Source organism: Aestuariimicrobium sp. T2.26MG-19.2B (assembly GCF_950101875.1).
GTDB classification, from domain to species: Bacteria; Actinomycetota; Actinomycetes; order Propionibacteriales; family Propionibacteriaceae; genus Aestuariimicrobium; species Aestuariimicrobium kwangyangense.
Genome location: NZ_CATNLW010000001.1, coordinates 1168430 through 1188346 on the forward strand (window position 1 = coordinate 1168430; position 19917 = coordinate 1188346).

Here is a 19917-nt window from a genome sequence, read left to right on the forward strand (position 1 = left end):
AGTTGCCCCCGTCGAGGGGCAGGGCAGGTGCGCCTGACGAGGGCAACTGGGACGGAACGCGGGCAGCCCCGGACGAACCTCAGCCCCCGAAGACCGACAGCTTCCCGTAGTGCTCGGCCAGCAGGTAGTACACCGTCAGCCGGTTCTTCTGACCATGGATGCTGGCCCCGACCTTCTTGATGGCGGCATCGATGGACTCGTCCGAGTCGGCGACTCCCAACTTCTTCTTGACGTAGTTGGTGCGCACCCGCTCGAGCTCGGCCGGGTCGGAGAACGACACCGTGCGGGAGTCCTGCTTCTGCAGCGCGAGGGCGTAGGTGCGCGCCATCTTCGCCACCACTGCCTCGTTCGCCTGCGCGGAGTACTTCTTGATGTCTGCCAGGTAGTCCATCGAAGACCTTTCAGGTGTGCGCCCCTCGTTGGACGCACCCCCATCTTCGACCGAATTCGTCGTCCATGTGACCGGTTCGGGCAACATTCGACGACGGGGCGGACAACCCCGGACGGTGGCGTCCGGGGTTGTCAGCTCGCAAAGCACAGCTGCCTGCGTTCGCGACTGCTGAACAGGCCTCAGATGTCGAGGAAGCGCACGTCGCGAGCGTTTCGCTGGATGAACGCGCGCCGCGACTCGACGTCCTCACCCATCAGGATCGCGAACATCTCCGAGGCGCGGGCAGCGTCCTCGAGGGTCACCTGGAGCAGGATGCGACCGTCGGGATCCATGGTGGTCTCCCACAGGTCGGAGGCGTCCATCTCACCGAGACCCTTGTAGCGCTGGATCGGGTTCACGGTCGGCAACTTCTTGCCGGCAGCGAGCCCCGCCTCGCGCAGCACGTCACGTTCGTGGTCGGTGTAGGCCAACTCGTGGGGCGAGTTCGTCCAGCGCAGCCGGAACAGCGGCGGCTGGGCCAGGTAGACGTGGCCGGCATCGATCAGCGGGCTCATGAACCGGAACAGCAGCGTCAGCAGCAGGGTGCGGATGTGCGACCCGTCGACGTCCGCATCGGCCATCAGCACGATCTTGTGGTAGCGGAGCTTGGCCAGGTCGAAGTCCTCCTGCACACCGGTGCCGAGGGCGTTGATGATCGCCTCGACCTCCTTGTTCTGCAGGATGCGGTCGAGTCGAGCCTTCTCGACGTTCAAGATCTTCCCGCGGATCGGCAGGATCGCCTGGGTGCGCGGGTCACGTCCACCCTTGGCGGAACCGCCTGCGGAGTCACCCTCGACGATGAAGACCTCACACTCGGCCGGATTGGTCGAGGAGCAGTCGGCCAACTTGCCGGGCAGTCCCCCACCACCGAGCAGCCCCTTGCGGTTGCGGGCCATGTCGCGGGCCTTGCGGGCGGCGATGCGGGCCAGCGCCGCGGCCTGCGACTTGCGGACGATCTCTCGTCCCTCGGCCGGATTGCGCTCGAACCAGTCGCCCAGACGGTCGTTCACGACACGCTGGACGAAGGACCGGGCCTCGGTGTTGCCCAGCTTGGTCTTGGTCTGGCCCTCGAACTGGGGCTCGGACAGCTTGATCGACACGATGGCGGTCAGGCCCTCGCGCACGTCGTCACCCGAGACGCGGTCCTCGCGCTTCTTGATCATTCCCCAGGCCTCGCCCCACTTGTTGACCGTGTTGGTCAGCGCGGCGCGGAAGCCCTCTTCGTGGGTGCCGCCCTCGTGGGTGTTGATGGCATTGGCGAAGGTGTGCACCGAGTTCTGGAACGAGGTGTTCCACTGCAGTGCCACTTCGACGCCCATGCCCGCCTCGGGCTTGTGCGCCTCGACGGCGATCACCGACGGGTGCACGACGTCCTTCTTGCCGGTCAGGTAGGTGACGTAGTCGATCAGGCCGTTGAGGTAGAGGAACTCCTCGCGGATCGGGGCGCCCTGGTCGTCGACGTGGCCCTCGCGCAGGTCGATGATCTCGATGGCCAGCCCCTTGTTCAGGAAGGCCATCTCGCGGAACCTGGTGGCCAGCGTCTCGTAGGAGTACTGGGTGGTCTCGAAGATCTCATCGCTCGCGTAGAACGTGACCGTGGTGCCGGTCGCGTCCGAGGTGCCCACCTTCTCCAGCGGCGCCTCGGGCACACCCAGGTGGAAGGTCTGGGCGTAGCGGGACCCGTCACGCTCGACCTCGACGGTCAGCGTCGAGGAGAGCGCGTTCACGACGGACGAACCGACGCCGTGCAGACCGCCGGAGACCTTGTAGCCGCCGGAACCGAACTTGCCGCCGGCATGGAGCTTGGTGAGGACGAGGGTGACGGTGGGGATGCCCTCGATGGGGTGCACGTCGACCGGGATACCGCGCCCGTTGTCGACGACCCGGATACCTCCTCCGTCGAGCAGCTCGACCCGGATCCGGTCCCCGTAGCCGGCCATGAACTCATCGACGGCGTTGTCGACGATCTCGCTGACCAAGTGGTGCAGACCGCGCTCACCGGTGGATCCGATGTACATACCCGGACGCTTGCGCACCGCCTCGAGACCCTCGAGCACCTGGATGGACGAGGCGTCGTAGGAGCCCGCGGCGACCGAGGTGTCACCGTGCTCGATGAGCCCCTCCATCCGTTCGGTGTCGTCGAGTTCGATGGGCTGCTCGTCAGTGTCGAGCTGGGCCTTGAGTGCGGCCTCATCGATGGTGGCATCGAACTGATGGTTCTGGCTCACGCGCACGTGCTCCTCTGCTTGGCACAGCGAGCGCCGCTCAGGGAGTGCCTGACGGCGCATCGCACAACTCGTCCATTCTACCCCACTCACACGCCCGAACATCGAAGCCAGAGGCCCGTGCAGGGGGTCGATGGCACGGTCGCGACCTAGACTGCCGCGCATGGACGAGGACGAGTGGTCGCAGGCGGCAGCGGGCGCCTCGTCCCCCGTGGTCGACGGCAGCATCTGGGCCGATCCGGACGACCTCGACCCCGACTGGCGACCTCCTCGTTCGTGGAGCCTCGCACCCAGATGGGTGAAGGTGGTCACCCCGGTACTGGCCCTGACGATCGTCGTGGGGCTCGTCTGGTCGCTGCACGGGTTCGACGAGGCACGCGACACCCAGACCCGCGTGGCCTTCGGCAGCACCATCACCACCGGCACCGTCGCCATCACGCCACGCTTCGCCGAGTGGAGCAACGACAGGTACGACAAGGTGTGGAAGCTGGCCATCTCGGGGTCGTGCCACCACTCCCCCGTCGTCAACGCTCCCGAGACCGCCGGCCACGAACTGGACGACGCGATCCTCGCCGCACGGCCCAACACCCGCCAGGTCAGCACCCAGACGCTGGTCTACTTCGGCGAGGCCAGGCAGTTGGGTTCGTCCACGCAGTACTCCTCGCTGACCCCGGGAGCACCGCCGGTCCCGTGCTTCCTGAGCTTCGAGTTCGACGACCCCGGCACACCGGTGGAGTCGGAGGTGGTGCTGCTGGTCGCCGACCTGCGCTACCGCGCCGAGGACCTCAGCCAGCAGGGAGGGTCCGGATGGAAGCTCGGCACCCGCACCACCGTCATGCGCGTGCCCGCTGTCGTCCGCGACCCGAAGACGACCGACCCCTGACCCGTCCGGGCCACCCGGGGGGCTCCCAGGCCGGGGGACTCTCAGGCGGGGGGACGAAGCAGCGGACCCTGTTTCACCCGCATCGACTGGGGCACCCGCACCCCGCGCACCTCACCCAGCTTCGCCTCGGGCAGCACGAAGTTCTGGTAGACGACGCCCGAACCGAGCGCGCGTTCCTCGCTGGTGCACGAGTAGGGAAGGTCGTCGACGTACTCGGTCTCGTCCCAGGTCTCCTGCCCTCGGCCGACCACCTCGAGTGAACAGCCACCCTCGCCTCCCACCGACCGCCACCGGGCCACGACCGTCAGGTAGACCATGCCCTGCGGTGCCACCTGCACCTTGTCGCCGTCCGGCAGCCATCGGCTGACCCGCCAGGACAGCACCGACAACTGCATGCCCGTGGTCTGGTCGGTGAAGGTGCCGCCCTGTTGCACGCCGACCGGATAGGTGCCGGTGCGGGTCTCGACCCAGACCGCCCAGCCGGTGCACAGCACGGCGGCCACGGTCAGCACGGCAACGGCGAAGCACCAGTCGCGGAACCGGCGCACCGCGGGGAGTGGGGCCGGCGGCGCCCACGCCCGCGGCGGCAACTGGTCCGGGGGCGGGGCCTGGACCGGGGGCGGGAACCGGCTCGAGGGCGCAGGGGTGCTCATGGGCGGATCGGCTCGGTGGTGGCGTCGACCTCTTCGACGACTCGCCCGGACGAGGCCCGCAGCAGCGCTCGTCCGGACTCCCGTCCCAAGCCGGGGTCGAAGGTGACGGTGCTGTCGCGGAAGATGATCGTGGTGCTCTCCTTGCAGACGATGCGCAGCTCGGCGGCACGATCGGGGTCGAACTCGAAGGCGATCGCCGACGAGGTCCGCTGCCCCGGTTCGGGAAAGTTGGTGCGGCCCAGCCCGATCGGCCGGTACTTGTCGCCGCCCTGCTGGGCCTCACAGTCGAACGAGATCATCGAGCGCTGCCTGGGGGTGGTCAGCCGCACCGTCACCAGCAGGTAGCGGGCCCGGGTGGCCTGTGCCCGTCGTCCGTCGCTGTAGAGCTGGCCGACGGTGAGTTCCATGAAGCGCACCGACTGACCGTCGGCGTTGATCACCACCTCCTGGTCGGGACGAGCCGTGAGCTGCTCCACCGGCGGGTCCTGCTTCGTCCACTGGGTGATCCAGCCAGCCGCCAGAAGTGCCGCCAGCACCACGACCAGCCCCAGCAGGGAGACGCGTCGTCCGGTCCTCATGATCGGCCCCCGACGGCAGCCGGCGCACCCACCGAGCCCGCAGCAACCGGCCGCTGCTCCTGCTCGACCGGGACCCCCACCTCGGGGTCACCCGAGAGGGCGCTGGGATCGGCGCGGGTCCGGAAGGCCTGCAGCGTGCGGACGAAGGCAACGCCCAGCAGCGCGTACTTGAGCGAGTCGCCCACCACGCTGGTGAACAGGTTGATCAGGCTCAGCCAGGCCACCCAGAACACGCTGTCGCGGGTGCCGATCCAGCCCAGCACCAGCCGGAGCAGCGATTCCTCCACGGAGTTGAACAGGGCATAGCAGAGCACGTAGGCCCCCAGGAAGGGCAGGCCGGTGCCGAGCACCAGCCGCAGCGACTGGAAGGTGGGCAGGTACTTGTCGTCGACGTCGCCGAAGAAGGCCTCCTGCACCTCGAGCCACGTGCGGCGGGCCAGGTTGGATGCCTGCACGTGTTCCCGCTTGGCACGCCTGCGCAGGTCGATGCGGTGTTCCCGGTCGAGATGGGCACTCAGGGGCTCTCCCTGGCGCCACACCTCAGCGAGGCTGAGCACGTGACTGCCGTAGACCAGCGCTGCCACGGCCAGCCACAGCAGCGGCTCGGCCAGCCCCGACTTGAACAGCGGCCAGAGCAGGTCGGCCAGTTGGTGCCACAGCCACGAGACAACCCTGGGCAGCAGGTGCGAGACCTCGGCTGCGGAGGTGCGCCACCCCTCGGCCACCGTGCGCCACCACGCGGCGAAGGCCCGGTCGCCCAACCACGACCACAGCCGCAGCAGCAGGCTCGTGCCCGACAGCAGGAAGACCAGCATGAAGAAGGCCTCGATCATCGCCGCGAGCAGCCCCAGGGGGCGGAAGTCCGTCTTCTCGTGCAGCAGGTCGACACCGCGGCGCACCACGTAGGCGACCACGACCACGATCGAGACCACCATCAACTGGTGGGCCGTGCGCGGGCTGAGGGTCGACATCACGGAGCGCTCGCCCAGACCACGGATCACCACCTCATTGGCGATCAGCGAGTTGACGACGTCCTGCACTCGTCCGAAGACCGAGTAGATGCCGAGGAAGGGCAGCAGGGTGATGGCCAGCAGGTGGGCCGCTGACGTGTCCCGGTCGTCGGTGACCGCGTCGTCCGGCAGCAGGGCGCTGACGTTCAGGGCCCGACCGATCAGCCGCAACGAGACGATCACCGCAGACAACTGCAGCACCAGACCGAACGCAAGCACGACCACCGCCAGCCAGGCGTGCTGGCTCGAGATGGACGGTGCCACCACCAGCGCCGCCTTGAGGCCGAGATAGCCCAGGGCGTTGACGGCCAACAGTTGGGGCAGCAGGGTCCACCAGACCCGCAGGGCACCGAAGACCATCGCGCTGACATGGTTCCCCCACGCGGCGACGTCCTTCATGCGGGCATCGTAGCCAGCGCGCGTGCCACCCCCTCGCCCTCGATCCAGACCACCGCACTCCCCCGCGGCTCAGCCGTAGGTGTCGCGAGGCCCTCGTCCGTCGCGCACGGCTCGGGGCCCGTGCTTCCAGCTGGGCGCGCTCGGGCCGACGACGGTGATGCGGACGACGGTCCCGTCGCCGAGTCGTCGGTTCAGTTCGGCCACCAGTTGGGGGGCGATCGAACGCAGGGACGTGGCCCAGGTGGACGACTCCGCCCGCACCGTGAGCACCCCCGCGTCATAGCCCTCGGGGGCGGAGTGGGCCGCGTTGACCTCGCCCACCAGGGCCGGCCAGCTGGTCAGCAGCGTGCGGACGCTCAGCTGTTTGCCCCACCCACGCTGCTTCACCAGGTGGCCCAGCAGGGCTCCCACTTCCTGGGGGTCGCGGTCGTCCGGGTGGGAGCCGGAGCGCAGGTTGACCGGGTCGGCGCGTCGGCGACGTTTGCGGATGCCGCGGCTGGGAGGCAGGTTCACCGCCCCGCCGGCGGCGACCCGATGGGCGATCTGGCTGGCCAGGTCGGTTCCGAGCTCGTCGTGCTCACGCCACGCCTGTTCGTCCTCGGCTGCTTGTTCGGCCCGGCGTTCGGCCACCACGTCGGGATCGAGGTCCGGTTCGAGGCCGGGATCGGGCAGGTCGGTCATGACTCGTCCTCGGGTTCGACCAGTCCGTGTCGGACGCGGAACCGTCGTCCGGCCAGGGCCGCCGGCACGTCGGCGCCGACCGCAGCGGTGACCAGCACCTGTTCGGCGCGCAACACCGACTCGGCCAACCGCTCACGCCGGGTGGCATCCAGTTCGGCGAAGACGTCATCGAGCACAAGCACGGGTTCGATGCCATCGGCCTGCAGCAGTCCGAACGTCCCCAGGCGAAGGGCCAGCGCCAGCGACCAGGACTCACCGTGGCTGGCGTACCCCTTGGCGGGCAGCCGCCCGATGTTGAACACGACGTCGTCGCGGTGCGGTCCGACCAACGAGACCCCGCGGGCGATCTCGTCACGGCGCCGTTCGGCCATCGCCTGCCGCAGGCGGTCGGCCAGGTCGTCCCGGGTGAGCGCGTCGACCCCCTCGGGGCGGCTGAGGTCGAGCGCGGTCTTGTAGTCGGCCGTGACCACGTTGTTCTGGGGCGCGATGTCGGCGTAGGCCTCGGTCGCGATCGGCATCAGTTCGGCCAGGGAGTCGAGCCTGGCCAGCAGCAACTCAGCACCGATGGTGGCGACCTGGTCGTCCCAGATCTCAAGGGTCGCCACCGCCTCGGCGTCGGCCTGGTGCAACGACCTGCCCGACATCGCCTTCAGCAGGCTGTTGCGCTGTTTCACGACCCGGTCGTAGTCGGCCCGCACCCCTGCCATCCGCGGCCAACGAGTGGTCACCACCGCATCGATGAAGGCCCGACGATCACTGGGGTCGCCCTTGACGATCGCCAGGTCCTCGGGTGAGAAGACGACGGTCCGCAGCACCCCCAACAACTCCCGGGTGCGGGCCAGGGGGGCCTTGTTGATGCGGGCGCGGTTGGCTCGTCCGGGGTTGATCTCGACCTCGAGCAGCAGGCTGCGTCCGTCGGCACGACCGGCCTTCACGCGCCCCCGGACGATGGCCTGTTCGGCATCGAGCCTGACCAGCGGGGCGTCGGACGAAACCCGGTGCGACCCCAGCCTGCTCAGGTACTCCACGGCCTCGACCAGATTGGTCTTGCCCTGGCCGTTCGCGCCGATGAAGACGGTCACGCCGGGAGCGAGCGGCACCTCGGCGGAGGTGTAGCTGCGGAAGTCGGCGAGGGAGAGGTGCTCGACGTACATCTCCCCTCCCGGGTCTCTACTGTGCCGACTGCGTGGTCTCCGCGACGGGTGCGGGGGACGGCCCAGGTGCCGGGTCGTCCACCGGGTCGTTCACTGGGTCGGTGGGGTCGGCTTGGTCTGGGTGGGTCGTCCCTGCTCGACGGCGTGGCCACCGAACTGGTTGCGCATGGCGGCCACGGCCTTCATGGCTGGCGAGTCGTCCTGCTGGGAGACGAAACGGGCGTAGAGGGCGGCCGAGATGGCGGGTGTGGGAACCCCCAGGTCGATGGCGGCCTGCACGGTCCAGCGTCCCTCGCCCGAGTCGTGGGCGACACCGGCGATGTCGTCGAGGTTGGGGTCGGCCTTGAGCGCGTTGACCATCAGGTCGAGCAGCCACGAACGAATGACGGTGCCCTCCTTCCACGACTCGAAGGCAGCGTTGACGTCGGTGACCTCCTCGGCCTTGCGAAGCACCTCCCAGCCCTCGGCGTAGGCCTGCATGATGGCGTACTCGATGCCGTTGTGCACCATCTTCGTGAAGTGGCCGGCACCCAGCGTTCCGGCGTGGACGAAGCCGTACTCCCCGTCGGGCTTGAGGGCCTCGAAGATGGGCATCACGTGGTCGACATCGGCCTTCTCGCCGCCGACCATCAGGGCGTAGCCGTTCTGCTTGCCCCACACACCCCCGGAGACACCGACGTCGAGGTAATGGATGCCGGACTCGGCCAGGTCGGCGCCGTGCACCTTGTCGTTGAGCCACTTGGAGTTGCCGCCGTCGATGACGATGTCACCCTCACCCAGCAGCGGCTTCAGCTCGGTGACGACCGACTTCACCACCTGCTCGGGCACCATCACCCAGATCACCTTGGGCAACTCGGTCAGTTGACCGACCAGGTCGGCGAGGTCCTTGGAGTCGGACAGGTCCTGGTTGCGGTCATACCCGACCACCGTGTGACCCTTCTCGCGCAGGCGGTCGCGCATGTTGCCGCCCATCTTGCCCAGGCCAATCAGTCCGAGTTGCATGTCCACGACCTCCAGTCGTCACGAGTCGAGCACTCAGGAGCGCTGGCGCCCCTGGGCTGCACTGCCCTGTTCAGTGTTCCACACGGTCCGGACGGCGACCGGAGTTGCGTCGGTGCCCCGGTGGGCATCGTTCCTGACCGGGGGACGCCGAGGATCAGTTGGGCAGGCGCATCAACATGATGACGTGGCGGTAGTCGCCCAAGGGGTCACCGTCCAACTGCTCCAGGCCCTGGATGAGGCAGGGCTTCGCCGGGGCGGTGAAGGCGAAGTACACGTAGGGGGTGTCGAGCGCGCCGAGGGCATCGGCCAGGTACTGCGGGTTGAACCCGACCGCGGCCATCATCTCGCCGCCGGCATGGTTCTCGACGACGGCCTCGATGGCCTCAGTGGCTTGGGCCTGGTCACCAGTGGCCGCATCCAGCGCGATCTGACCGTCGCCGATGATCATCCGCAGCGGGGTGTTCCGCTCCGCCACCAGGGCGACGCGCTTGACCGAGGCGATCACGTCGGCGGTGGTGGCACGCACGCTCACCGCGGCATTGACGTTCATCAGGTGGCGCACCTTGGGGAACTCGCCGTTCAGCAGGCGGGTGGTGATCTGGCGGGTGCCGCCTGCTCCGTCGCCCTCGAACCCGATCATGCCGTCGCCGACTCCGGAGTTCGCAAGGGACAGGGTCACCGACTCGCCGGAGGTCATCGACTTGGAGGTCTCGGCCAGCACCTTCGCAGGAACCAGCGCGGCGCCGTCGGCGGTCGACCCCACCGGGCTCCACGGCAGTTCCTTGAGCGCCATCCGGTAGCGGTCGGTGGCGAGCAGCGACAGGGTCTCGCCCTCGATCTCGACGCGCACCCCCGTGAAGACGGGCAGCAGTTCGTCGCGGCCGGCAGCGACGACCACCTGGCCGACGGCCTGGCTGAAGACGTCGGACTCGACGTTCCCGGTGGCGGCGGGCATCTCGGGAAGATTGGGGTAGTCGGCCACGGGCAAGGTCTGCAGCGTGAACCGGGCAGAGCCGCACACGAGTTCCATGCGTGAACCCTCGGCGGTCAGCTCGACCGGCTTGTTGGGCAGCGAGCGGGCGATGTCGGCGAGCAACTTGCCCGAGACGAGCGCCTCACCCTCATCGACGACGTTGGCCTTCACCTGGATCTGCGCCGAGGTCTCCGTGTCGAAGCTCGACATGGTCACACCGGACGACTCGGCCTTGATCAGCAGGCCGGCGAGAATCGGGGCGGACGGACGAGACGGCAGGCTGCGCGCAGCCCACGCGACGGCCTCGGCCATGACATCGCGATCCAGTCGAATCTTCACTGCAACCCCTTAGCGGTGGAAGTGGCCTGCTGCTGTGGAGAGCCGTGCCACGGAGGAGAGCGCCCAGAGGCGCCGTCCGAGCATATCGAGCCGGGTGGGTCGGGCACGACTCGCCGCTCCAGTGGTACCTGAGGGTCGAGCTCTGGTGGCAGACGGAGGCTGCGGCACGTGCTCGGGCAGGTCGGACCGAAGGCTCGCCCGGAAATGTCAGGGTCGGCTGTCAGAGTGGGGCCATGACTCCGACGAACGGGAACGACCAGCCCATGGACTTCCCGACGCCACCGGACGAACCCTTCGATGCCCCACCGGACGAATTCGGCGACACCATGCCGCCTGAGGACTGGCAACTGGCCGTTCCCGCACCGGGACGCTCCCGTTCGACGAACAGGGCGACACCCTCACCGCGGGTGGCCCAGCGCGGGAGGCAGGGTCTCGCCGACGAGGCCCGAACGGCGCTCGCTGCACTCACTGGCCGCGCGGATGCCCACTTCCACCCCGGACAGTTCGAGGCGATCGAGGCATTGGTCGCCGACCACCGCAGGGCGCTGGTGGTGCAGCGCACCGGCTGGGGGAAGTCGGCGGTGTACTTCATCTCGGCCCTGCTGCAGAGGCGGGCAGGTGCCGGCCCAGCGCTGATCGTCTCGCCCCTGTTGGCCCTCATGCGCGACCAGGTGGCAGGGGCCGAGCGCGCAGGTGTGCGGGCGGCGATGATCAACTCGGCCAACGCCACCGAGTGGTCCCAGGTCGAGCGGGCGCTCGACGCCGACGAGGTCGACGTGCTGTTCGTCTCCCCCGAGCGGCTGGTCAACCCGCGGTTCCGGGACGAGCAACTCCCCCGGCTGGTGGCTGGCTGCGGGCTGCTCGTCATCGACGAGGCCCACTGCATCAGCGACTGGGGACACGATTTCCGTCCCGACTACCGGCGCATCCGAGACCTGATCGCGGCGCTCCCCTCCGAGGTTCCCATCCTGGCCACGACAGCGACCGCCAACGAACGGGTCGTGGCCGACGTGGCCGAGCAGATGGCGGCGGGTGGGCACGAGGTCTTCACCCTGCGCGGTGCCCTGGCTCGCCAGTCACTGCGGCTCGGGGTGCTCGATGTGGGTCTGCCGGCTCGACGCCTGGCGTGGCTGGCCGAGCACCTCGAGGCACTGCCCGGGAGCGGGATCGTGTACTGCCTCACTGTCTCTGCCGCAGAGGAGACCGCGCAGTTCCTGGCTGAACGCGGTCACCGGGTACTCGCCTACACCGGCCGCACCGACGGGGCCGAACGGGAGGCCGCCGAAGCGGCGCTCAAGGCCAACGAGGTGAAGGCGCTCGTGGCCACGTCGGCCCTGGGGATGGGTTTCGACAAGCCTGACCTCGGCTTCGTCGTCCACCTCGGAGCCCCGAGTTCGCCGGTCGCCTACTACCAACAGGTCGGACGAGCCGGCCGCGCCACCGAGAGCGCCGACGTGCTGCTCCTGCCCGGTGTCGAGGATCGCGAGATCTGGCACTGGTTCGCCACCAACGCCATGCCCACCCAGGCCAAGGCCGACGCGGTGGTCGGGGCCCTCGCCGACGCCGGTCGTCCGCTGTCGGTCGCTGCCCTCGAGGCAAGGGTCGACCTCAAACGCGGTCCCCTCGAACTGTTGCTCAAGGTGCTGGCTGTCGACGGGGCCGTCGAGAACGTCACGGGTGGGTGGACGACGACGGGTCACCCGTGGACCTATGACGCCGAACGCTACGACCGGATCGCGGCAGCGAGGGTCGCCGAGCAGGACGCGATGCTGGCCTACGAGGATCTTCGTCCCGACGTGGAACCTGGTTGTCGGATGGCGTTCATCACTGGCCAACTGGATGACCCCCACACCCAACCGTGTGGACGATGCGATCTGTGCGCCGGTCCCTGGTACCCCACCGAGATCACCGTTCCGACTCTCGAGCGGGCGCAGGACTCCCTGGACCGGGTCGGGGTCGAACTGGCGCCCCGAGCCCTGTGGCCGACGGGCTTGGACAGCCTGGGCGTGAGGGAGGGGGGCAAGCCGGTCAAGGGCAAGCTCTCCCCCGATGACCAGGTTGCACCGGGACGAGTGGTGGCCCGGCGGTCCGACCTCGGCTGGGGCGCTCGATTGCGTGAGGTCTTCGCGACCGACGCCGACGGACGACCCCTGGACGCCCAGGTTCCGCCCGAACTCGCCAAGGGGGTCATCCGGGTGCTGGCGGGATGGGAGTGGGACGAACGTCCCGTCGCCGTGGTCTGGGTCCCCAGCGTGACTCGTCCGCGTCTGGTGCAGTCGCTGGCGGAGGGTGTGGCCCATGCCGGACGGCTCCGACTGATCGGGCCGCTGGAGCTGTCCCCGCACGCCGAGGCGTTGCGTGGCTCGACCAACTCCGCCTACCGGGTGCGGGACCTCTGGGATCGGTTCTCGGTTCCTGAGGCGATGGCCCGGGAGTTGGCGACGCTCGATGGTCCGGTGTTGTTGGTGGACGACCTGGTCGACTCGCGCTGGACGCTCACCATCGCCGGACGACTGCTGCGGCGGGCCGGAGCAGATGCGGTGCTCCCCCTGGCCTTGGCTGCGGTCGGCTGATCGGTGCATCGCTGCGGTTTCCCACATCCACCCGCCCACTGACCTTTACTCCAGATGGAGATGTATGTGTTGTCGTCTTCGTCTTCTCTGCTGTGGAACCTGTGGACAACCCCCGTTCGGCGTGACCGGACGGGGTTTCGTCCTGTTGGTGGCCTGTGGACGAGCACGGGACGACGAGCCCTGACCTGTGGAGGGCGGCCGCATGGGGACGCGTGTCCCCCGCCATCCACAGTTGGGGTGCGCGAGGGTGTGGACAACTGGAATCTCTCGGCAAGCTCGTCCCGACGCAGCACGGTTGCCCCAGTCCGGCACCAGTTGCCCGCATGGGGCGCACCTGCCCCACCCCAGTCCCAGGGCAACTGCGCGGGACGAGGGCAGGAAGGGCGGGACGAGGGCAGGAGTCAGCGAGCCCCGGCGGACTTGATGCGGTTGGTGAGCTCCGTCACCTGGTTGTACACGGCGCGACGCTCCGAGAGGAGTTCGCGGATCTTGCGCTCCGCATGCATCACGGTGGTGTGGTCCTTGCCACCGAACTGAGCCCCGATCTTGGGCAACGACAGGTCGGTCAGCTCGCGGCACAGGTACATGGCGATCTGGCGGGCGGTCACGAGCGCCTGGGTGCGAGAGGTGCCCATCAGTTCCTCGACGCTGACACCGAAGTACGCGGCGGACTCCGACATGATCAGATCCGGGGTCACCTGGCCCTCCCCTCCCTCGGGGATCAGGTCAGACAGGACCTTCTCGGCCAAGGGCAGGTCGACCTTCTGCCGGTTCAGGCTCGCGAACGCGGTGACGCGGATCAGGGCACCCTCGAGTTCACGGATGTTGGTGGTGACCCGGGACGCGATCAGTTCGAGCACCTCGCCGGGTGCCATCAAACCCTCGGCCGCCGCCTTCTTCTTGAGGATGGCGTAGCGGGTCTCCAGGTCCGGGGGCTGGATGTCGGTGATCAGGCCCCACTCGAACCTGCTGCGCAGGCGTGGCTCCAAGGCGTCCAGCAGCTTCGGCGGACGGTCGGAGGTCATCACGATCTGCTTCTGTGCGTTGTGCAGGGTGTTGAACGTGTGGAAGAACTCCTCCTGCGTCTGGATCTTCGACTGCAGGAACTGGATGTCGTCGATCAGCAACACGTCGACGTCGCGGTAGGTGCGGCGGAACTGTGAGCCGCGGTTCTCGGCAATCGCGTTGATGAAGTCGTTGGTCAACTCCTCGGTGCTGACGTACTTCACCCGCACGCGCTGGTAGTACTTGCTGACGTAGTGCCCGATCGCATGCAGCAGGTGCGTCTTGCCCAGCCCTGACTCGCCGTAGATCATCAGCGGGTTGTACGACTTGCCCGGCGCCTCGGCCACGGCGGCGGCGGCGGCGTGGGCGAATCGGTTCGAGGGCCCGATCACGAAGGTCTCGAAGGTGTACTTGGGATTCAGCCGCAGTTCCTCCCCCGAGGACGAGGACCCGAACACCTGCTTGTCCACAAGGCTGTCCCCAGCCTCGGTTGCCTGTGGACGAGGCTCCGCATCGATCCCGGGAGTCACCTCGACGTCACCGTCACCGGTGTCGACCTCGGCGGGCTCCAGGCTCAGCTCAAGGTCGGGTTCGATGGTGACGGCGATGCGCATCTCGCGCCGGAACTGGTCGGAGAGGTTCTCCTCCAGTTGGGAGCGGTAGTTCGACTCGAGCCGCTCGCGCAGGAACTCGCTGGGGACGGCGATGACGACAGTTGAATCGTGAATGGTCAGGGGTTTCGCGCTGCGAAGCCACGCCCGCCCACCCTTGTCGAAGCCGGCCAGGATGGCGGCCCAGGCACTGTCGAGAGTCGGTGCCTGCGGAGGCGTGTCGTCCAGACCGAAACGCGCCTCCATTGACACGGGTGACTCCTTCCGCGGTTCGGACCGCTGTCACGTTGCGTACCGACCGCCCGGGGGGTGCGCGGCCTGTGGACAACAACTGGGGACCCGCGGTCACCCCATCGGATCAGAGGGGTCATCACACGTTGTCCACAGACATTGTCCACAACTGCGGGGTGATCTGTCACACCCGTGGTTGTGACCCTTGAAGGCGCTGGCGAGTACACACTCGGTCGCACCTGGGGGTTGAGCCCATGGCAGACACGGGCTGGTTCCGTGAACGCTAGTGACTGGACTGCCCGGCTGCAAGGCGAGACGCGAACATTTCCCGTTTCCACGGCGTGTCGACTGGACTACATGCGTGTAATTCTTTGCTGGTGGTTCGAGGTGGTCCGGTCGGTTTGCTCCGCGCCCAGCCGATTGCGTATCGTTGACCAGTCGCTGCCGAGCAGCGGCCTCTTCCCCCTGCGCCCGTCCGGGCGAGGTTCCACGACACACCTACGGAGCAATCCCGTGAGCAAGCGCACCTTCCAGCCCAGCAACCGTCGCCGCAGCCGCACCCACGGCTTCCGCACCCGGATGCGGACTCGTGCCGGCCGCGCCATCCTGGCCGCTCGCCGCCGCAAGGGCCGCGCCGAACTGTCCGCCTGAGTCGTCCGGTGTTGGCGGTTGCCGCGCGCCTGCGGGCGTCGGACGACTTCCGCCGCACGGTGCGCCAAGGTGTTCGGGTCGCGCGTCCCACGCTTGTCGTGCATGCACGCACGCATCACAGCCCTCCTGGAGTCCCTTCGACCCAGGTGGGCTTTGTTGTGTCCAAGTCCGTGGGCGGGGCCGTGGTCCGCAACCGCGTCAAGCGCCGACTGAGGCACCTGAGTCGTCCTCTCGTCGAGTCGTCGAGCGATCTGCACGTCGTGGTGCGGGCGCTCCCGGCAGCCGCCTCCGCCACGTCCGACACTCTCGCCTCAGACCTCGCCGGTGCCTGGCAGGCCACCGTGAGACGACTCTCCACCTCAACGCCCGCGCGGGGGACGGCACCGTGAGGCGCGTGCGGCCGATCACCTGGTTGCTGCTCGGCTTCATCAAGCTGTGGCGGCTGCTCATCTCGCCGCTCTACGGCAATGTCTGCAAGTACCACCCGTCGTGCTCGGCCTACGGGTTGAGGGCCGTCGAGGTGCACGGTGTCCTGAAGGGGTCAGGCCTCATCATCTGGCGCCTGCTGCGGTGCAATCCGTGGTCGGCGGGGGGATACGACCCCGTGCCGGGCACTCCTGAGGCGGCACAATGGATTCTTGAACAGCAGCAGAAGGCCGACCCCGGCCCGACGCCGCACCCCGCCGAAGCATCGCGCGAACCCGCTGAAGCCACCATCCCAGGGCACTCGGACGCCGAGCCCACCACCGAACCATCAGGGGCACCACGCCCCACCACCACTGCACAACCTGAGGTGACTCTGTGACGTCGTTGATCAACATGGTGATTCTGCTCTCGATCTGGAGCAGCCTGCGCGACATCATCAGCGCCATGATGCAGCCCCTCTACTGGGCCGTGTCGGGTCTGGTGACCCTGTTCCACCGTCTGTGGCTCCCGGTCGTCGGCCAGCACGAGGGGTGGGCCTGGACGCTCGCCATCATCAGCCTGACCGTGGTGATCAGACTGGCGCTGATCCCCCTGTTCGTGCGCCAGATCAACTCCTCCCGCAACATGCAGCTGATCCAGCCCAAGGTGAAGGCGCTCCAGGAGAAGTACGGCAACGACCGCGAGCGTGCCGGTCAAGAGATGATGAAGCTGTACAAGGAGGAGGGCATCAACCCCGCCGCCTCCTGCCTGCCGCTGCTGTTGCAGATGCCCATCTTCCTCGCACTGTTCCGCGTGCTCGACGGCGCCTCCCGCGGCGTCCCTCGCGGTCAGTTCTTCCGCGACAACCCCGGTCTGATGGACTCGCTGCAGCACGCCAACATCTTCGGCGCCCAGTTGGCTGGCCGGTTCTGGCCGATCAGCAACGGGTTCGGCGCCACCCAGATCCTCTGCCTGGTGCTGATCGTGGCGATGACCGCCGTGCTCTTCCTCACCCAGCTGCAGCTCATGCGCAAGAACATGCCGCCCGAGGCCCTCACCGGTCCGATGGCGCAACAGCAGCGAATGATGCTCTACATGTTCCCGGTGATGTACGCCTTCGGTGGTGTCTACATCCCGATCGGCGTGCTCATCTACTGGTTGACGAGCAACCTGTGGACCTACGTGCAGCAGTGGCTGCTGATCCACCGCAACCCCTCCCCGAACACGCCCGCCTACGTCGACTGGCAGGAGCGCATGCGCGCCAAGGGGCTCGACCCCGACCAGATCGAGCGTGAGCGCCGTGAGAAGCGTCTCGGCAAGCCCAAGGTGGCCGACATGGCCATCAAGGTCGGCGAGGACGGAACCGAGACGGCAGCGGTGGCACGCCAGGGTGTGACGCGTCAGACTGTGCGTCAGACGACCCGCACCGACGGTCAGGGACGAACCGTCGTCACCCGCCAGCAGCCGAACCGCGCTTCGCGCTCGAAGCGCAAGAACTGAACCACTCCCCCACCGACACGGGCCGTCCGTGTCGAGGATCCTTCCGAGGCCACGGACAGTCGGCCGAGGTGCTGAACAGGAGAACCACATGACAGAGCAGCCGAGCCCGTTCGAGAGTGATCGGGTCGAGCCCTTCGAGGCGGGGTCCGCCGAGCCGGTGGAGTCGCCGGCTTCGCCCGCGTCCCCTGACTCGCCCGCGTCCCCTGACTCTCCCCCAGTCCCGGACGAGGACGCTGTCGCCCGGACCACCGACGCCGACCCGGAGGCCTACAGTGACCGGGCGGACGAGGTCGCTGTCGACAACAAGGACGGCGGGGAGGACGACGAGGAGTCGGGCGATGAACTCGACCAGGAGGGCGACATCGCCGCCGATTACCTCGAGGAGCTGCTCGACATCGCCGATCTGGACGGTGACATCGACACCTACACCGAGGGCGGTCGCGCCCACGTGTCGATCGTGACCGAGGCCGAGGTGCTGGTTGGCAAGGACGGAGAGGTGCTGGCGGCTCTCCAGGAGCTCTCACGCTTGGCGGTCATGACCGAGACCGGTCACCGTTCACGCCTGATGCTCGACATTGCGGGGCACCGCGAGAAGCGAGTCAAGCAGCTCAATGACATTGCCCAGGACGCCATCGCCGAGGTGAAGCAGAGCGGTGAGAAGGTGCGTCTCCAGCCGATGAACCCGTTCGAACGCAAGGTGGTGCACGACGCCGTGGCGGCCGCCGGTCTGACCAGCGAGTCCGAGGGCGTCGAGCCCAAGCGCTGCGTCGTCATCCAGCCAGCGTGAGACGGACCCTCGTGCAGCGTTCCCGGACCAGCCTGCGATGAGCGAGCAGTTCGATGGCAGCAGCCCCGATGCGTCAGCGTCGGGGCTGTCTGCTGAGCAAGTGGCGCAGTCCGTGTTCGGAGATCGATACAAATACATAAAGCTTTATGTAGACATATTGAGAAGTCGTGGAATCGAGTGGGGGCTGCTGGGTCCGCGTGAGTTCGACCGCCTCTGGGACCGGCATGTGCTCAATTCTGCGGCGCTGAGTTCGGTGATCGCCCAAGGTGTGTCCATGGCGGATGTCGGGTCCGGGGCTGGGCTGCCCGGCATCCCCTTGGCCATCTTGCGCCCCGACCTTGAGGTCGTCCTCGTGGAGTCGCTCCTGAGACGAGCGAACTTCCTCGAACTGGCCGTGGACGAACTGCGCCTTCGCGACAGGGTCACGGTTGTGCGCAGCCGGGCCGAGGACTGGAAGGCGACCGTCGACGTCGTCACCTGTAGGGCCGTCGCTCCCCTACCGAAGCTGCTGGCCTGGACGAAACATCTCTGGCTCCCCCAGGGCCGCCTGGTCGCGCTCAAGGGATCCTCGGTCGCAGACGAGGTCGATGAGGCCAGCCGCCTGCTCGACCGCCTGCACCTGACAGCAGAGGTGCTGGATGTGCGGGCCCACCCCGCAGCCGAATCAACGACGGCGCTGATCGTCCACCGCTGACGTCACGCGGCGTGGTCTCGACACGCTCGCGCGCTCGCCCTTCCAGCGACGTGCTGTTGCACGTGGGTTGAGTAGTGGCGAGGAACGGGGCGAGTGTCGAAACCCTCGGTCTCGAGCCACTCCGTGGCTGTCCGCTCCACCTAGCGTGGCGGATTGCGCAAGCCGACTTCCTGAGGCGCGTTGCCCTTCGCCTGTCGGGGTTGCGGTCCGCGGAACCTCTGCGCGATCACGCTAGTCTGGGTGGGCCCCCTTCCCTATCGCAGGAGTTGTCGCGTGTCCGCTGATGTTTCACGTGAAACCACGACCCCACGCCGCGCCCTCCCGGTTGAACATGCACCACTCCCACGCCCCACCAAGACCGTGCGGTTCGTGGTCGCCAACCAGAAGGGCGGAGTCGGGAAGACCACCACGACGGTGAACCTCGCATCGGCCTTCGCGGCCGGCGGTTTGCGCGTCCTGGTGATCGACGTGGATCCACAGGGCAACGCATCCACGGCTCTGGGCGTTGAGCACTCCTCCGGCACACCGGGAACTTACGAAGTACTGCTTGACGGCGACGACATCGCCTCGCATGCGGTCCCCTCGACCGAGGAGGGCCACCTCATGGTCATCCCGGCCACCATCGACCTCGCCGCGGCCGAACTGGAACTTGTCAACCTTCACGGTCGGGAACGCCGCCTGAAGCGCGCTCTCGATTCCTACCTGTCGACGCATGAGATCGATGTGGTCTTTTTCGACTGCCCGCCGTCGCTCGGTCTGCTCACGCTGAACGCGTTGGTGGCAGCGGACCAGATCATCGTCCCCATCCAGACGGAGTACTACGCACTCGAGGGTCTGACCCAGTTGATGAGGACCATCGAGCGGGTCAAGGTGGGTCTGAACGACCATCTCCGCCTGGGGGCCGTGCTGCTCACGATGTACGACTCCCGTACGAAACTCTCGCAGCAGGTCGCGGATGAAGTCATGAAGCACTTCGGGGAGCAGATCATTCACACTCCGATTCCGCGCTCGGTTCGGGTCGCGGAGGCGCCGAGCTTCGGCAGTTCGGTGCTCACCTATGATCCGAGCTCCGCGGGCGCGGAAGCGTACAAGCGCGCTGCGCGCGAGCTGGCAGAACGTCTTTCCGCCTGACG

At 67.7% G+C, this 19917-nt stretch carries 18 protein-coding genes and 1 pseudogene; 9 read left to right on the top strand and 10 right to left on the bottom strand.

What is annotated here, in order from left to right; translation table 11 throughout:
* Positions 1–79 precede the first annotated feature (79 nt).
* Positions 80–391, bottom strand: a complete 312-nt coding sequence (locus QQZ11_RS05180) for a DUF2853 family protein (protein ID WP_284549086.1) — start codon at positions 389–391, stop codon at positions 80–82.
* A gap of 179 nt (positions 392–570) precedes the next feature.
* Positions 571–2517: pseudogene (gyrB, locus tag QQZ11_RS05185) on the bottom strand (DNA topoisomerase (ATP-hydrolyzing) subunit B); the annotation flags it as partial.
* Positions 2518–2818: 301 nt separating this feature from the next.
* On the opposite strand from gyrB, the gene QQZ11_RS05190 reads away from it, so the two are divergent.
* On the top strand, positions 2819–3538 hold the full coding sequence (locus QQZ11_RS05190; protein WP_284549088.1) for a hypothetical protein: 720 nt from the start codon (positions 2819–2821) through the stop codon (positions 3536–3538).
* Positions 3539–3579: 41 nt separating this feature from the next.
* On the opposite strand, the gene QQZ11_RS05195 is transcribed toward QQZ11_RS05190, so the two are convergent.
* The 7 genes from QQZ11_RS05195 to dnaN form a co-directional block, all read right to left on the bottom strand.
* The gene (locus QQZ11_RS05195; RefSeq protein WP_284549090.1) at positions 3580–4191 is read right to left on the bottom strand and encodes a hypothetical protein; all 612 of its coding nucleotides are present in this window, start codon (positions 4189–4191) and stop codon (positions 3580–3582) included.
* Positions 4188–4769 carry a hypothetical protein gene (locus tag QQZ11_RS05200; protein ID WP_284549092.1) on the bottom strand — a complete coding sequence of 194 codons (582 nt, stop codon included), beginning with the start codon at positions 4767–4769 and terminating at the stop codon, positions 4188–4190. Before QQZ11_RS05200 ends, QQZ11_RS05195 begins: the two co-directional genes overlap by 4 nt.
* Entirely contained in the window at positions 4766–6178 is a 1413-nt protein-coding gene (locus tag QQZ11_RS05205) for a hypothetical protein (RefSeq protein ID WP_284549094.1), read from the bottom strand. The genes QQZ11_RS05200 and QQZ11_RS05205 overlap by 4 nt, the downstream gene beginning before the upstream one ends.
* 69 nt (positions 6179–6247) lie before the next feature.
* Positions 6248–6859 carry a DUF721 domain-containing protein gene (locus QQZ11_RS05210; protein ID WP_284549096.1) on the bottom strand — a complete coding sequence of 204 codons (612 nt, stop codon included), beginning with the start codon at positions 6857–6859 and terminating at the stop codon, positions 6248–6250.
* Entirely contained in the window at positions 6856–8013 is a 1158-nt protein-coding gene (gene recF / locus QQZ11_RS05215) for a DNA replication/repair protein RecF (protein WP_284549098.1), read from the bottom strand. The genes QQZ11_RS05210 and recF overlap by 4 nt, the downstream gene beginning before the upstream one ends.
* A gap of 90 nt (positions 8014–8103) precedes the next feature.
* The gene (gene gnd / locus QQZ11_RS05220; RefSeq protein ID WP_284549099.1) at positions 8104–9015 is read right to left on the bottom strand and encodes a phosphogluconate dehydrogenase (NAD(+)-dependent, decarboxylating); all 912 of its coding nucleotides are present in this window, start codon (positions 9013–9015) and stop codon (positions 8104–8106) included.
* A 154-nt stretch (positions 9016–9169) separates the two neighbouring features.
* Positions 9170–10327, bottom strand: a complete 1158-nt coding sequence (dnaN, locus tag QQZ11_RS05225) for a DNA polymerase III subunit beta (protein ID WP_284549100.1) — start codon at positions 10325–10327, stop codon at positions 9170–9172.
* A gap of 233 nt (positions 10328–10560) precedes the next feature.
* On the opposite strand from dnaN, the gene QQZ11_RS05230 reads away from it, so the two are divergent.
* On the top strand, positions 10561–12900 hold the full coding sequence (locus QQZ11_RS05230) for a RecQ family ATP-dependent DNA helicase (RefSeq protein WP_284549101.1): 2340 nt from the start codon (positions 10561–10563) through the stop codon (positions 12898–12900).
* Positions 12901–13301: 401 nt separating this feature from the next.
* On the opposite strand, the gene dnaA is transcribed toward QQZ11_RS05230, so the two are convergent.
* Positions 13302–14762: a chromosomal replication initiator protein DnaA gene (gene dnaA / locus QQZ11_RS05235; protein WP_284550169.1), complete on the bottom strand. Its 1461-nt coding sequence runs from the start codon at positions 14760–14762 to the stop codon at positions 13302–13304.
* 498 nt (positions 14763–15260) lie between these two features.
* Here dnaA and rpmH point away from each other — a divergent pair, with 498 nt between their 5' ends.
* The 7 genes from rpmH (at position 15261) to QQZ11_RS05270 (ending at position 19915) form a co-directional block, all read left to right on the top strand.
* The gene (gene rpmH, locus QQZ11_RS05240) at positions 15261–15398 is read left to right on the top strand and encodes a 50S ribosomal protein L34 (protein WP_022908883.1); all 138 of its coding nucleotides are present in this window, start codon (positions 15261–15263) and stop codon (positions 15396–15398) included.
* 8 nt (positions 15399–15406) lie between these two features.
* Positions 15407–15787, top strand: a complete 381-nt coding sequence (gene rnpA / locus QQZ11_RS05245; protein ID WP_284549102.1) for a ribonuclease P protein component — start codon at positions 15407–15409, stop codon at positions 15785–15787.
* Positions 15727–16203 (top strand): membrane protein insertion efficiency factor YidD, encoded by a 477-nt coding sequence (gene yidD, locus QQZ11_RS13595; protein WP_342395077.1) that lies wholly within the window; start codon positions 15727–15729, stop codon positions 16201–16203. The genes rnpA and yidD overlap by 61 nt, the downstream gene beginning before the upstream one ends.
* 5 nt (positions 16204–16208) lie before the next feature.
* Positions 16209–17303 carry a membrane protein insertase YidC gene (gene yidC / locus QQZ11_RS05255; RefSeq protein WP_026377601.1) on the top strand — a complete coding sequence of 365 codons (1095 nt, stop codon included), beginning with the start codon at positions 16209–16211 and terminating at the stop codon, positions 17301–17303.
* Between the two features lie 157 nt (positions 17304–17460).
* Positions 17461–18090: a Jag family protein gene (locus QQZ11_RS05260; RefSeq protein ID WP_446698833.1), complete on the top strand. Its 630-nt coding sequence runs from the start codon at positions 17461–17463 to the stop codon at positions 18088–18090.
* A gap of 37 nt (positions 18091–18127) precedes the next feature.
* A complete protein-coding gene (gene rsmG, locus QQZ11_RS05265) occupies positions 18128–18784 on the top strand; it encodes a 16S rRNA (guanine(527)-N(7))-methyltransferase RsmG (RefSeq protein WP_284549103.1) in 657 nt (218 codons plus the stop codon).
* 273 nt (positions 18785–19057) lie between these two features.
* Positions 19058–19915 (top strand): ParA family protein, encoded by an 858-nt coding sequence (locus QQZ11_RS05270; protein ID WP_446698834.1) that lies wholly within the window; start codon positions 19058–19060, stop codon positions 19913–19915.
* The last annotated feature ends 2 nt before the right edge of the window (positions 19916–19917 follow it).